General features: G+C 50.7%; 11 protein-coding genes. 4 read left to right on the top strand and 7 right to left on the bottom strand.

Annotated features, from left to right (window positions below):
• Nucleotides 1-168 precede the first annotated feature (168 nt).
• A complete protein-coding gene (locus tag PsW64_RS22400; protein ID WP_057463480.1) occupies nucleotides 169-1053 on the top strand; it encodes a YihY/virulence factor BrkB family protein in 885 nt (294 codons plus the stop codon).
• Between the two features lie 2 nt (nucleotides 1054-1055).
• Here PsW64_RS22400 and PsW64_RS22395 read toward each other — a convergent pair whose 3' ends face one another.
• Nucleotides 1056-1928 carry a DMT family transporter gene (locus PsW64_RS22395; RefSeq protein ID WP_208980965.1) on the bottom strand — a complete coding sequence of 291 codons (873 nt, stop codon included), beginning with the start codon at nucleotides 1926-1928 and terminating at the stop codon, nucleotides 1056-1058.
• 165 nt (nucleotides 1929-2093) lie between these two features.
• Here PsW64_RS22395 and PsW64_RS22390 point away from each other — a divergent pair, with 165 nt between their 5' ends.
• Together PsW64_RS22390 and PsW64_RS22385 are read left to right on the top strand one after the other, a co-directional pair.
• Nucleotides 2094-4124, top strand: a complete 2031-nt coding sequence (locus PsW64_RS22390; RefSeq protein WP_063305055.1) for a methyl-accepting chemotaxis protein — start codon at nucleotides 2094-2096, stop codon at nucleotides 4122-4124.
• 254 nt (nucleotides 4125-4378) lie between these two features.
• Nucleotides 4379-5578 (top strand): NAD(P)/FAD-dependent oxidoreductase, encoded by a 1200-nt coding sequence (locus tag PsW64_RS22385; RefSeq protein ID WP_063305054.1) that lies wholly within the window; start codon nucleotides 4379-4381, stop codon nucleotides 5576-5578.
• 81 nt (nucleotides 5579-5659) lie between these two features.
• Here PsW64_RS22385 and PsW64_RS22380 read toward each other — a convergent pair whose 3' ends face one another.
• The gene (locus PsW64_RS22380) at nucleotides 5660-6442 is read right to left on the bottom strand and encodes an alpha/beta fold hydrolase (protein ID WP_063305053.1); all 783 of its coding nucleotides are present in this window, start codon (nucleotides 6440-6442) and stop codon (nucleotides 5660-5662) included.
• Between the two features lie 349 nt (nucleotides 6443-6791).
• On the opposite strand from PsW64_RS22380, the gene PsW64_RS22375 reads away from it, so the two are divergent.
• Complete coding sequence (locus tag PsW64_RS22375) at nucleotides 6792-7403, top strand: L,D-transpeptidase (protein ID WP_063305052.1); 612 nt, start codon at nucleotides 6792-6794, stop codon at nucleotides 7401-7403.
• 71 nt (nucleotides 7404-7474) lie between these two features.
• Here the strand turns inward: PsW64_RS22375 and PsW64_RS22370 are convergent, their stop codons facing one another.
• The 5 genes from PsW64_RS22370 to secA form a co-directional block, all read right to left on the bottom strand.
• Nucleotides 7475-8236, bottom strand: coding sequence for a hypothetical protein (locus PsW64_RS22370; RefSeq protein WP_063305107.1), 762 nt, complete (start codon nucleotides 8234-8236; stop codon nucleotides 7475-7477).
• 178 nt (nucleotides 8237-8414) lie between these two features.
• Nucleotides 8415-9020 carry a GyrI-like domain-containing protein gene (locus PsW64_RS22365; protein ID WP_063305051.1) on the bottom strand — a complete coding sequence of 202 codons (606 nt, stop codon included), beginning with the start codon at nucleotides 9018-9020 and terminating at the stop codon, nucleotides 8415-8417.
• 10 nt (nucleotides 9021-9030) lie between these two features.
• Nucleotides 9031-9573 (bottom strand): PadR family transcriptional regulator, encoded by a 543-nt coding sequence (locus PsW64_RS22360; protein WP_063305050.1) that lies wholly within the window; start codon nucleotides 9571-9573, stop codon nucleotides 9031-9033.
• Nucleotides 9574-9671: 98 nt separating this feature from the next.
• Nucleotides 9672-10439: a hypothetical protein gene (locus tag PsW64_RS22355; protein WP_208980964.1), complete on the bottom strand. Its 768-nt coding sequence runs from the start codon at nucleotides 10437-10439 to the stop codon at nucleotides 9672-9674.
• Nucleotides 10440-10610: 171 nt separating this feature from the next.
• Complete coding sequence (secA, locus tag PsW64_RS22350) at nucleotides 10611-13403, bottom strand: preprotein translocase subunit SecA (RefSeq protein ID WP_063301619.1); 2793 nt, start codon at nucleotides 13401-13403, stop codon at nucleotides 10611-10613.
• Between the last annotated feature and the right edge of the window lie 224 nt (nucleotides 13404-13627).

Here is a 13627-nt window from a genome sequence, read left to right as displayed (position 1 = left end):
GACACGGCTTGCCTCCCTCAATCCACTCGGTCATTGTGCACTGCAAACTTAAATGGGATGTGTATTTGTGCAATGCCCTAAAGGTGGGAGCTTTCTTCATGAATATTTCTTGAAGTCCCGTCTATTATCTAACTTGAAACTTACAGAGAGACAGACCAGATCAGTTTTATGAAGAAACGTGGCCTTTGGGGAAAATTGTATCAGGTGCTTGCAGATGCTCTCGGGCATTTTAACTCTGATGATGGCTATGCTGTGGCGAGCCATGTGGCTTTGTCATCGTTGATGGCTCTGTTTCCATTTTTGATATTTGTGGCGGCGTTCTCAGGTTTTCTTGGTCTGAACTCGGTTGCACAAAGTGCGACGGAGTTGATCTTTGATGTCTGGCCCGAACGTGTGGCTGGCCCTGTTTCCGGTGAAATCAAAGCCGTTCTCACTCAGCCACGTGGTGATTTGCTGACTTTTGGTGTGGTCGTCACGCTGTGGTTCTCGTCCAATGGCGTTGAGGCCATGCGAGTCGGGTTGAACCGTGCTTATCGTGTTCGAGATAATCGCAGTTGGTTCTTCTGCCGAACACAATCCATTCTGGCGGTTCTGATTGGAACGGCTGTTTTGATGGTTTCAACGTTCCTGATCGTGTTTGGTCCGCTGGCTTGGGAATGGGCTGTTCATCTGGCACCGGTTATGGAGCAGTTTAGCTACAAGGCGAATATTGTCCGTTATGGCATCACATCTTTGTTGCTGATGTTTGCTCTGCTGGCAGCTCATATGTATCTGCCGGCTGGCCGTCGTAGCTTCTTTGAAGTGTTGCCCGGTATTATACTGACAATGATCCTCTGGATTATCGCTGGTACAGCCTTTGGTGCTTATCTGGCGCGGTGGGCGAACTATGTGTCTTTGTATGCTGGTCTAGCTGGTATCATGACGGCCATCATCTTTATGTATCTGACGGCCGTCATCTTTATTCTGGGTGGTGAGTTTAATGCGGCGCTTATGCGTGTTCGCCGTGTGAACCAGCGTGTTGAGGCTGGTCCTTGTTCTGATGCTGAAGGCTGAGCTTAAGCTTTCTGCTTTGGGCGGCATACTGCGATTGCTACCACAACGATTGCCATGCCAATCAGCTGAATGAAGTTGAGCGTCTCTCCGAAAAGGAAGTAGCTTTCGACGGCAGCTGCGACGGGTGTCAGGTAGAACAGTGTTGCTGTTGTCGACGCGGCTCCATGCTGGAGCAGGTACATGAGCAGCAGGACTGCGCCCACGGACAACACAATGACCAGCCATGCCAGCGCGAAGATCAGATCTCCTGACCAGGTGATGACCCAGCTTTCCGTCATGGACAGCGGCAGCGTTATGAGCAAGGCGCCGAAATACTGGTAGAAGATGCCTGTGACCAGATCAGTATTCGTTGGCTGGCGCTTTTGCCATGTGGTGCCGAAGGCGATGCCAAGGGTTGCCACAAAGGCGGCTGCTACAGTCCAAAGAGGGATCTGCGCAACGCCGCTTCCCATCTTAGGCAGGATCACCAGCACGATACCGACAAACCCGGCGGCCAGGCCGATCCATTGGCGCGGCGTCACATCTTCCTTCAGCAGGAAATATGCGAGTGTGCCGGTGATGAAAGGCTGCAGACCAGTGATGAGAGCGGTTACGCCTGCTGGCATCCCGTTGTCGATGGCCCAGAAGACACCCGAGAGATAGATGCCATGGACCAGCATGCCTGTGATGACGGCATGGAGGACCTGCTGGCGCGTTAAGGCAAAGCTTCTGCCAGATAGCCAGATAATGATGCCCATCAACGGCAGGACGAGCAGAAAGCGGAGACTCAAGAACGCAAAAGGCTCTGAGTAGGGCGCTCCAAGGCGTGCACCGATGAAACCGGTGGACCAGAGCAAAACGAAGATAATGGGAACTAATTTGGTAAGCGAGAGCAATGGTGTGTCTTATTTTTATGCGTCCTTAGCACATGACGCTGGGTGGGCTGAGCAACAAAATCATTTGTGCGATGCATTATTTGTAATCTTTAAACGATTTGAACCTATACCTGTGAGGAATAATTAAAAATACTATTAGTAATTTTATCGGTCTAGGGGTCTCCGATGCGAGTAAATTGGAAGCAGGCTATTTCTTCTACGGGAAATAAAGTTTTCTCGTTAACTCGAAATGTAAGTATTCGGTTTCGGGCAATTGCTCTTGGTATTCTGACACTTATCGGATTTGGTGGTGTTGGCTTTGTTTATCTTTGGAGCCAACAGCAAACGGAGGCTGCCTTTCTGCAGTCGAAAGAATACACCGAACTTGCTGAGTTGAGCCAGACAATTGCAATTACCGCAGGTGTGCTGCAATCGACTCAGAAAGATTATGAAAATGTGCCGAGTGACAGTCTGAAAAGTCGATTCGACACGTTGGTTGGTGAAGCGCAGACTGAATTGCAGGAGTTAAATGCGCTCCCGGTTGCCATGGATTATTTTCTTGAGATCTCTGATGCACGGGACACGATTGATGCAATCAGTGGTGCCTTTGAGATGTTGCATGGCTACCAGTCCACGCTTGGATATGATGCGGACCGTGGCTTGCAGAAAGAGCTGTCCGCCGCGCTTTCTCAGGCAGAATCCGCTGTTAAACAAAAGCACAGACGCAGCAAAGACCCCAATACGCTGAAGCTGATGCATACGTTTAGTGATCTGGCGCGTGCGCAACTGGACTATGCGCTTACGGGTAGCCAAAATTCTCTGGGTGCGTTTGAAGTTGCATTCTCCCGTTATGAGCGCACCGTGCCGCGAGCACAAATTGACCCGGCTGTTGCTGAGAAGGTCAAAACCAACATGCTGGCCTACAAGAAGGCGTTCGAGGCTTACTCTAAGGCCTTTGATAAGCGGGCGACGAGTTCTGAGCTGTTGGCGAACCTGTTTGACCTTCTACCGCCACGGCTTGATGAGTTGAAAAACTCTGCGGTGCAGGGTGCGAATGATGCGCAGGCGCGCCTGACGGCGACCACACAGCAGACAAACCTTTATCTGGGCATTGCAGTTGGTGGTATTGCACTAACGCTGTTCATTCTTGGCTCTCTCTTGATCTTCGGTATTTTGCGTAATCTGAATGCGTTGCGTAATGCTATGGCATTGCTGGCGAAGAATGATTTGTCAGCTGTGATCCCTCTCAATAAAGGCGGTAAAGAAATTTCCGCGATGGCGCAGACACTTCAGGTGTTCCGCGATAATATTGAGGAACGCCGGATGCTGCAGGATCAGCAAGATCATGAAAATGCTGAGAAACAGGCCCGTGCCGAGCAAGTCGACAATCTCATTGTTGGTTTTGAGCAGACGGTTGCTGAGGCTTTGAATAGTCTGCACAGCGCTGCAGATGGGCTTGGGGAAGCCTCTAATGATGTGGGGTCTGCTGCAGACAACGTGTCGAAAGAAGCTGTGTCTGCAGGACGCGCTGTTGAGAGTGCTGCTGAGAATGTTTCCAGCGCATCTGCTGCGACAGAAGAGTTGGCCATGTCTATCAACGAGATCGCGGGACAGGCTGAGCAATCAACGAGCGTTGCAGACCGTGCGGTTGAAGGTTCAAAAGCGACTGCTGAGACCATGAATCTGTTGAGTGATGCAGCAAATCGTATTGGTGAAGCTGTTGGGCTTATTCGTGATATTGCGAACCAGACGAACCTGCTTGCTCTGAACGCGACCATTGAAGCTGCCCGTGCAGGTGAGCATGGCAAAGGCTTTGCTGTGGTGGCATCTGAAGTGAAGATGCTGGCAAATCAGACTTCTCAAGCAACCGAGGAAATTGCACAGCAGGTTGGTTCCATTCAAGAAGCCTCAGCAGAAGCGGTTGGCGCTATTGGTGACGTGAGTGATGTTATTCACGAAATGAGCCAGATCGCGGCTGCTGTTGCTGCATCTGTTGAGCAACAGAACGCAGCTATTCAGTCGATTACTGAGAATGTGGCGAATGCGACGCAGAGCTCTCAGGAAGGGGCGAGTGCAATGCAGATGGTTGAAAATGCATCCAGCAATGCACGTAGCACTGGCGGTACAGTGTCTGATCTTGCCGATGCGCTTTCTCGTCAGGCAGATCACATCAACAATACTGTTGGTGCATTCCTTGAAAAAGTGCGCGCTGCCTAAAGCAGTTTGCTTTCGTTTCGATGGCTTCAAACTGCTTTAGGGATTTGCCCGGCGTATCTTTTTCTGAAAACCGCAAGGCACTTTTCAGAGATACGACCTTAAGATCTTCACAAATTTTCATTTTAAATGTGGCGCTTGCTCTGGTTTTTGCCAGGGCTAAGCGCCACATTGCTTTTGCGGTACGGGTTTGTTGAGCAAAGCAGACAATACGGATCTGCTGTGTTTTCTGTCTGCGGCTAATACGGGTTTTGAGAATGATTAATAAGATTGTTGTGGTGGGTGCTGGGCAAGCAGGTGTGCAGGCCGCACAAACTCTTCGACAAAAGGGATATGAAGGCGAGCTTGTGATGCTTGGAAACGAGCCTCAGCCGCCTTATCAACGCCCGCCGCTCTCCAAGAAGTTTCTGAGTGGAGATGTGGAGCCGGATGCGCTGTTTATTCGTCCAGAAGCGTTTTATGAAACCAACAATATCGATCTGAAGGTCAATGCGCATGTTGATAGCATTGATCTGGAGAAGAAGAGTGTCAGGCTGGCAAGCGGTGAAGAGGTGAGTTGGGACAAGTTGCTGCTTGCAACCGGAACCCGCGCTCGCGATTTGCCATTGCCGGGTGCGGAGCTGGAAGGTGTTGTGACGCTTCGCTCCATTGGTGATGTTGAGCTCATCAAGCAACTCTTTGTGCCGGGCAAAAAACTCGTTGTTATCGGTGGCGGTTATATCGGTCTGGAAGTGACGGCTGTTGCAAAGAGCATGGGGCTGGATGTTGTTGTGCTGGAAGCGCAGGAACGCCTGCTGAAGCGTGTGGTTTCGCCTGACATCTCATCGTTCTTCCATGGTTTGCATTCCGGCAATGGAGCGGAACTTTTTTGCGGAACCGGTGTGACCAGCATTGAAGGGACTGATGGCAAAGTTTCTTCCGTGAAACTTGCTGATGGCAGTGAGATTCCGTGTGATCTGGTACTTTCTGCGGTTGGTGCTGTACCAAATGCGGAGCTTGCAGAGGCCGCTGGTCTGGACGTGGATGATGGCATTTTGGTTGATGGAGCAGGGCAGACCTCTCACGAGGATGTTTATGCTTGCGGTGATTGTGTTCGCTTCTTCTCAGAGCGCTATGGACGTAGCATTCGTCTGGAGAGCGTTCAAAACGCGATTGATCAGGCAAAAGCAGTTGCTGTTGCGTTGACTGATCCCGACCATGACCACAGTCACGACTATGATCCTCTGCCGTGGTTCTGGTCTGACCAACATCATATCAAGCTGCAGATTGCCGGATTGTCTAATGGATATGATGAGGCTGTGCTTGTTGGGGATACAAGTTCCGACAGCTTCTATGTGGCGTATCTGGAAAAAGGCAAGCTGATTGCGGTTGATAGCATCAATCATCCACGCTCGCACATGATGGCGCGCCGGGTGATTGGGCAGGAGTGGAAAGACGGTCTGCTTCCACCTGCTTAAGTCGACGATCTTAAAGGCGTGCCAGAGAGAGCCCCGGCACGCTTTTAAGTCAAACCTCAGCACAAAGGTTGGATTTTGGCTTTAGCGGGTGTTTTCCAGAATAAGTCGGATCACTTCCTGCGGGATTTCCATGTGAACCATGTGGCCGACACGATCGAAAACGTGGCAGGCGATTGGTCCTGGCAGTTTATGGCATTGACGGGTTGGCAGGATCTTGTCCTGTGTGCCCCAGACCACCTTGATTGGCATTGGCAGCTCGCCGAGTTTACTAGTTGGCAGCACGCCCTGACTTTCGCCTTCCAGAATAAGTCCTGATACAGCTTTGAGTGCTTCAGCAGCGCCCGGAGTGGAACGCTGTGTGGCAACATACTCTGCCAGTTTTCTTGGAAGTTCGAATTCGAGACCGACAAACTGTTCCAGCAGGACCTGCTGTTCTGCTTCGGTTTGGCCAACTGCGTAACGACGCAGAAGCTTTGCATTGATCTCTGGACCGAATCCGCCCGGAGCAAGCAAAGTGAGGCTTGCGATACGTTCTGGACTGCGCATGGCGATCAGTGTTGCAATCGCACCGCCCATGCTGTGACCGACTAGGTGGACGCGATCAAGTTTCAACGCATCGAGAGATTTCACAACGGCTTTTGCTGAGCCCACAGCGTTGCATGGCTCAAAATCGGCCAGTGCACGTCCGTGAGCAGGAAGGTCAAACGCTATTGTGCGACGTTTGTTTTCTAACTGGACTTGAATATTGCGCCATGTGCTGGCGTCGCCGCCAAAACCATGGATGAAAATAATTGGTTCTGCGCTTTCAGGGCCAAAGGCGGTGAAAGGCAGGCAGGTTACATCTTGGATACTATCGATATTCATATAAGGCCTCCCATTGGCCGTATTATATGCCCCTTTCATTCAGAGGTTTACCTGTGACTTAGGCTAAGGCAGGATTTTTTTATCAGCAGACGAACCGATAGAATTAAGCGAAAATTTTGCTTGGCATGAGGAAAATTGAAAAAAGTGAAACAAATGACCCGCGGAAGTGAGGTTTTGCTTGGATATCGATTATCAGATGTTGATAATCAGTCTCAATTTGAAACATATGGAAACTCAGAGGTCCGAGAATTTTTTTTGGTAGAGTTTGTTCTTTCTCGGCGCTGATTTATTTTTAAAATTCGACAGGTCCCGCAGGGTCAGGGGCTATCGCCAATTTCAGGGGGTGACGATGCGAGGACATCTTCGCAAGGGAATATTTGCTGTCATTTGTACGTTGGTTAGCTTTGTGTTTGTAGCACCGGCAAGCGCGGGCAAGCTGTGGAATCCAGACACACGCCAATGGGACATCTTCCCAGATTCTCCTGCTATGGCATCCAACTCAGCTCGCCGTAAGTTCAAGCGTAAGCTGATCACGTACCGCACTAATGAGAAGCCAGGTACCATCATCATTGATACCGAAGAGCGCTATCTCTATCACGTGCAGAAAAGCGGCAAAGCGATGCGTTATGGCATCGGTGTTGGTCGTGAAGGTTTTGAGTGGAATGGTACCGAGCGTATCACCCGCAAAGCGAAATGGCCGGGTTGGACACCGCCGGAAGAAATGCGCCGTCGTGAAGCGAAAAAAGGCCGTACTCTTCCACGTTACATGAAGGGTGGGCCAGACAATCCATTGGGCGCTCGTGCGCTGTATCTGGGTGCTACCATCTACCGTATCCACGGTACCACTGAGGACTGGAGCATCGGTCGTGCTGTTTCATCCGGATGTATCCGCATGTTCAACGAAGATGTTTCCTATCTTTATGACCATGTCGATATCGGTGCCAAGGTTGTCGTGAACTAAGTCACGATCGACAGGCTAAGAGAATTAAACCCGGGGTGACCCGGGTTTTTTATTGGGCAGTTGGATGTGGTTTAACGGTAGCCATCTGAAACTGGTCTACAGCACCCTTTGAGGGTCACTGGTTTTTGCCCTGGCTGTGTGATGGTGGCGACAGCCTCTCCCCAAACGAAAGAGTCCAGTGGGGTGAAAGTGCATTGCTTCTCGGAGATGGTCATTTTTAGATCGATGCTTTCATTGCCCGCCTGAAGTAACGTAGCGTTCTTGCCTGTTTCTGCTTTTACTGACTGAAACGGGACGCGATGGAGCAGTCCGGTGATGTTCGAGTAAGTTACGACGCTGGAGTTCCACTCAATGCTCCAAGACGGCTCAGTTCCTCCGCAGACACCCAGAACTGGCAGATTTGTCCCGGTGAATGGGACGGGTATAGCGGCTTTCAGCTTTTGGGCTTTGACCCAACCTTCTATCTCTCCGAGGCTGACATGTTGCCAGCGTAGATCGTCAACCTGCTTTTGTTCACCGTCGGAGTTGAGGATTGTATCTCCAGGCAGTTGAACAATAACAGCTGCATCGTCTGATGGTGCATCGTAGATGGAGAGTAGGACGCCGAGGCTTTGGTCTACCTGACTGTAGTAACCGGGGGGCACTTTGAGTGCCTGGGGAGTGGCTGGTTGCTCAGAGGCCGTGCCTGAGACAGGTGCCTTATCCTTTAGCGAAGAAGGTGGGGTTTCTGATTGTGCCGTGGCTGGCCGTGAGAGCATTCCCATTGAAATGCTGCTCACTAACATCAATGTTAGAAACTGATGAAGTGCATTCCCAGACAAATCTGAGGTCATCTTTTGCTCCTGAGACGCGGATGCTAACATCTCCGCTGCCACTCGTTTTGTTTTCTCAGGATAGTAGCGGAGTATCGCCTAGGAATTCTTAAGTTGTAAGGTGCTGTTGTTTCTCGTCTTTTGGTTTGATGATGCTTGCAGCTCTTTGTGGAGCCCGAGATGGAAGTTTGAAGCAGCCCTAGATCACAGGTTGCCGGATGACCGTTTTTCTCTTTTCCGGAGCTGTTCGGGTTGGATCATTAAGGTAGATTTCGTGATGATGTCCGTTAGGTTTCAGAGAATGTTCCGGGAGAAACTCCTGATGAAGTTTTGCGGTGACATTGCGGAGATCCTCATAAGAGCCTTTGTGAAGGATTTGGACAGAACGGCCTTCTGTCAGGATACCTCTTTGCAATGATACAGGTTTTTCTCCGAGCCGCTCTATTGCAGTTTCCACGCCTTGAGCGAAGAGGGTGTCATCGGTCCAGTGAGGCAGGACAATCATCAAACGCCACTTCAACTTGTCTTTGTTGCCGGTGATGAGATCGGTCACATCGTCGGCCCACCACAGACACTCCAAAGGTGGCTCCACAAAGCGCTTGCCAAGTCGTTTCTTTGTGTCGAGCTTGATGGGGTAGATCACGGTGAAAAGCCATTTGATCGCCTGGGCGAATACTTCTCCTTCAGGATTGCCATGTCCATCAATCATAGCGAATTGCATGTCGGGAACATCGACAAATGTAAAACGGTCGCTTGGTGGTCGATATAACTCATAGAGTCTGTCTCTGAAATCGGTTGTTGTCATAGCTATGTCCTCATGTGTTCCATGGTTTGCAAGTCATGTAGTCCAGAGTTTTCTGAAGCCAGTCTGCCTCTGATTTGAGCTGAGCGATGGAGTAGTCAAAGAGGGCTTCGACGTGATCAGGCAAAGGTTGTTGGTCTAATTGGATGTTTTCAATTCGGGAGATTTCTTTTTGTATTACTTTGCCACGCTCGCTTAAGGCGTTAAGGGCCTGGTCTCGTTGCAACGTCGGCCAATGGATCATGCCCAAGAGGAGGGATGAGTATGTTGGACGAACTGTTGTGATAGCTGAGAGGGTTTGTGCGATGAGAGCTTGGTGGCCTGCCTCTGTCATGAGGAAGCTCTTCTTTGTTTTAACACCAGTGGGCTTTTCTGCTGTGACGAGGCCTTTCTTCTCCAGCTTGCCCAGCACGAAGTAGATGGAAGAGAACCCGATTTGCGTCCACTCGCGCATGCCTCGCTGCTCTATGACCTGCTCCAGCTCATAGCCATGGCGGGGCATCTCGGAGACAAGGCCGAGGACGAGCAGTTCGCTGTCAGTGAGGCTTTCAGACATACTATTCTAGCCTTAGAATAAAATTATATTCTAGTACTAGAATAGGTAGTGTTGAGTCGTCAACGTCTGGCTTTTCAGAGGATGATGCGTGGGGAGGGTTATTGTTTGCGGGTGATCATGACGAGCATGTTGTCGCGTAGGCTGACATGCTGGCGATAGAGCAGGAGGCAACGGCAGCTGAATTCACTTTCCCGCTTTTGGAAATACTCGGCATAGCGATGAATGTCGTGCCGGTTCACATCCTCGATCATGTAAACGCCATTGCTTGTGAGCAGGTCTACAATGTTCTCGAAGAAGACAATCCCCGCTTCATAATGGTGGAGGCCATCATCGATGATCAGGTCGTAGGGTTCTGACTTTGCGGTGGTTTTGAAGCCTGAGATGCTTTCCGGGCTGGTCTGATCCACCTGATAGGTCTGAATGCGAGAATCAGAGAACAAGCATTTTTCGTCTATGTCGAGGCCGGTGATCTCAGCATTTGGGAAATAGTCTCTCCAGACGCGAAGAGAGGCACCGGGTTTGCCTTCTTTGCCCATGTTTGAAAGGCAGCTGGTGTCATTCGTACCGATGCCGCATTCGAGCACGTTTGTGATCTTGTCTCGGCAATGATCGAAAATCATGCTGTAGAAATCGGTGTAAGTGTGAGGCTCCCAGTTGAACTGGGTGGTTTCCGGGCAGTTAGTGCCTTTGTCGCTGCCGTACACATCGCAGAGTTGAGCCAGATAGCTGTTTTTTGCAGGTGCGTAGAATGCTTCAATACGCTGTCCGAGATGCTCTTCAACGGATGCTCGTGTTCTTTCCAGTTTGGTTTTTGGGGTGAGCTGTCGGAGGACCTTGTTAAAATCGAGCGTGCTTGAAGTGTTCATGTTTTGCCGCTTCTTACAAATTAGAGCTGAAAGAAGCGTAGATTAACATTCTCAGGTTCTGGGAATACTCCCGCCTTTCTGGTGCAGATTTCCTTGGTGTGAAACGGGAGGTCGTCTGTAATAAAAAAGGGCTGCCGAAGCAGCCCTTTCTTGAACTTGATTTATGTCGGATCAGACAAGTGCGCCGTGGCAATGCTTGTACTTTTTGCCAGATCCACATGGACAAGGCTCATTCCGACCTACACGACCCCATGTTTCGGGATCATCTGACTCACGACCGTCAGGTGCAGAGGCTGCACGTGCTTCAGCCAGTTGGCGGTCTGCTTCCATCATCTCGTCTTCACCAGTCATAGGATTGGTGTGATGTGCTTCCATGTGGGAAGGCATCTGCGGTGTTTCCGGAGCCTGCTGCTGAACCAACTCAACCATCATCAACTGTGATGTAGTGGTCTGGCGCAGGGTGCTCAGCATGTTTTCAAAGAGAGTGAAGGACTCTGTTTTGTATTCCTGAAGTGGATCACGCTGTGCGTAGCCACGCAGGCCAACCGCGGAGCGCAGGTGATCAAGGTTCGCCAGATGCTCACGCCACAGGTTGTCTATGGTTTGCAGAAGAACTGCACGCTCGATCTGACGCATAACGTCTGGACCGTAGTTTGCAGCCTTACTCGCCATAACCTGGTTGGCTTCCTTCTTCAGGCGCGCGGTGACTTCTTCGTCTGCAATGCCTTCCTCGTTTGCCCACTCAATAATTGGCAGGTCGAGGTTCAGCTTTGTGCGTGCTTCTTCCTGAAGGCCTTCTGTGTCCCACTGCTCAGGGTAAGCGCGTTCTGGAATGTGTGCTGCGACGAGATCTTCGACGAACTCTTCGCGCATTTCCACAACAGCTTCCTGAGTAACTTCAGGGTCCATCATTTCAAGGCGCTGATCGAAGACCACTTTACGCTGATCGTTCATCACGTCATCGAACTTCAGCAGGTTCTTACGAATGTCGAAGTTACGCGCTTCCACTTTCTGCTGAGCTTTTTCCAGTGCTTTGTTGATCCAAGGGTGAACGATTGCTTCACCGTCCTGCAGGCCAAGCTTCTGAAGCATGGAGTCCATGCGCTCAGAACCGAAGATGCGCATCAGATCATCCTGAAGAGACAGGAAGAACTTGGAGTGACCAGGGTCACCCTGACGGCCAGAACGACCGCGCAGCTGGTTATCAATGCGGCGGCTTTCGTGGCGCTCGGTTGCGACAACGTAGAGGCCACCGGCCTGAAGAGCTTTTTGCTTGAGCGCTTCAACTTCTTTTTTGATGGCGTCTTCTTTTGCAGTACGTTCAGCGCCCTCAGGCATGTCGCCCAGTTCGTTCGCGATACGCATTTCAACGTTACCACCGAGCTGGATATCTGTACCACGGCCAGCCATGTTGGTTGCAATGGTCACAGCACCAGGCACACCTGCCTGTGCGATGATGCTTGCTTCCTGTTCATGGTAACGTGCGTTCAGAACTGCAAAGACTTTCTTTTTACCTGCATCCTTGCCGGTGTACATGCTTGCAAAGCCGAGCGGGTCTGACACATCGATCTGAGTGTAGCCGTTCTTGACGAGCAGCTCTGCGAGCATCTCGGATTTTTCAATGGATGTTGTACCTACCAGAACAGGCTGACCGCGTTCATGGCAGTCATCTACGAGCACCTGAATGGCGTCGTACTTTTCGGCAACTGTGCGGTACACTTCATCGTCGTCATCGACACGCTGAACAGCAACGTTGGTTGGAATATCCACCACGTCTAGGCTGTAGATGTCCATGAACTCTTCAGCTTCCGTCATTGCTGTACCGGTCATACCAGCCAGCTTGTCGTACATGCGGAAGTAGTTCTGGAATGTGATGGACGCGAGTGTCTGGTTCTCTGGCTGGATAGCAGCTTTTTCTTTTGCTTCCAAAGCCTGGTGGAGGCCCTCAGAGAAACGACGGCCCGGCATCATGCGGCCAGTGAACTCGTCAATAATAACGACTTCGTCGTTGCGGACGATGTAATCTTTATCGCGTTGGAAAAGCTTATGCGCTTTCAGACCCTGCTGAAGATGGTGAACAGCTGTCACGTTCTCCACGTCATAAAGCGATTCGCCCTTCAGAAGATCTGCTTCTGTCAAGAGTTGCTCAAGCTTCTCGTTACCTGCTTCAGTAAAGGTTGCGGAGCGAGCTTTCTCGTCGAGTTCAAAGTCTTCTTCAGTCAACTGAGGAATAAATGTATCGATGAGATTGTAGAAGTCTGTGCGATCTTCCAGCGGGCCGGAAATAATCAGAGGGGTACGAGCTTCATCCACGAGAATGGAGTCGACTTCATCCACGATTGCATAATGATGCGGGCGCTGGCACATGGACTCGCGATCATACTTCATGTTGTCACGAAGATAATCGAAGCCGAATTCGTTGTTGGTGCCGTATGTGACGTCCGCTGCATAAGCGGCTTTGCGCTCTTCATCAGAGATGCCGTGGACAATCAAACCAGTTGTCAGACCGAGGAACCGGTAAACCTGACCCATCCATTCGATATCACGTGTTGCCAGGTAATCGTTCACAGTCACAACGTGAACGCCCTTACTTGTCAATGCGTTAAGGTATACTGGAGCCGTCGCAACAAGGGTCTTACCTTCACCGGTGCGCATTTCGGTGATTTCTCCAGCATGGAGAACCATACCACCGATGAGCTGCACGTCGTAGTGACGAAGACCAAGGACGCGGCGGGAAGCTTCCCGCACGACTGCAAATGCCGGGACCAAGAGGTCGTCCAGCTTAGCGCCGTTTGCCAGTTGCTCGCGGAACTCGTCAGTTTTGGCTCTCAGCTGTTCATCTGTCAGAGCTTCCATTTCCGGCTCCAAAGCAGAAATAGCGTCTACTGTGGGCTTGAGTGTCTTAATCCGACGGTCATTTGCTGAACCAAATATCTTACGAGCGAGTGCGCCGAGCCCCACCATGTGGCGGTCCTTCCTACTTTGGGCGCGCCGGTTTTTTCACGTCGCGGTCGGGCCCTAAAAATCTTCACATTCGTGATCTAACCAGTCAAAACTCTGTGAGTCTGATCTGGGTCACAGCATATTAAACACCTGCGAGTAAAAAAGCAGGCGACAGAGAGATAAGAGTGGGCCGAAAGGTTGTCAACGGCAGTTGCCGTCGCAATATAGTGCTTTGTTGTTTTGCA

It is taken from the genome of Pseudovibrio sp. W64 (assembly GCF_001623145.1).
Classification (GTDB): Bacteria; Pseudomonadota; Alphaproteobacteria; order Rhizobiales; family Stappiaceae; genus Pseudovibrio.
The sequence above is the reverse complement of the archived record's forward strand: the minus strand, read 5'-3'. Positions and strand labels throughout refer to the sequence as shown.

Coding starts and splice junctions, on each gene's coding strand:
- PsW64_RS22400 (WP_057463480.1), top strand. CDS start 169: ATGAAGAAACGTGGCCTTTGGGGAAAATTGTATCAGGTGCTTGCAGAT.
- PsW64_RS22390 (WP_063305055.1), top strand. CDS start 2,094: ATGCGAGTAAATTGGAAGCAGGCTATTTCTTCTACGGGAAATAAAGTT.
- PsW64_RS22385 (WP_063305054.1), top strand. CDS start 4,379: ATGATTAATAAGATTGTTGTGGTGGGTGCTGGGCAAGCAGGTGTGCAG.
- PsW64_RS22380 (WP_063305053.1), bottom strand. CDS start 6,442: ATGAATATCGATAGTATCCAAGATGTAACCTGCCTGCCTTTCACCGCC.
- PsW64_RS22375 (WP_063305052.1), top strand. CDS start 6,792: ATGCGAGGACATCTTCGCAAGGGAATATTTGCTGTCATTTGTACGTTG.
- PsW64_RS22370 (WP_063305107.1), bottom strand. CDS start 8,236: ATGACCTCAGATTTGTCTGGGAATGCACTTCATCAGTTTCTAACATTG.
- PsW64_RS22365 (WP_063305051.1), bottom strand. CDS start 9,020: ATGACAACAACCGATTTCAGAGACAGACTCTATGAGTTATATCGACCA.
- PsW64_RS22360 (WP_063305050.1), bottom strand. CDS start 9,573: ATGTCTGAAAGCCTCACTGACAGCGAACTGCTCGTCCTCGGCCTTGTC.
- PsW64_RS22355 (WP_208980964.1), bottom strand. CDS start 10,439: ATGAACACTTCAAGCACGCTCGATTTTAACAAGGTCCTCCGACAGCTC.
- secA (WP_063301619.1), bottom strand. CDS start 13,403: ATGGTGGGGCTCGGCGCACTCGCTCGTAAGATATTTGGTTCAGCAAAT.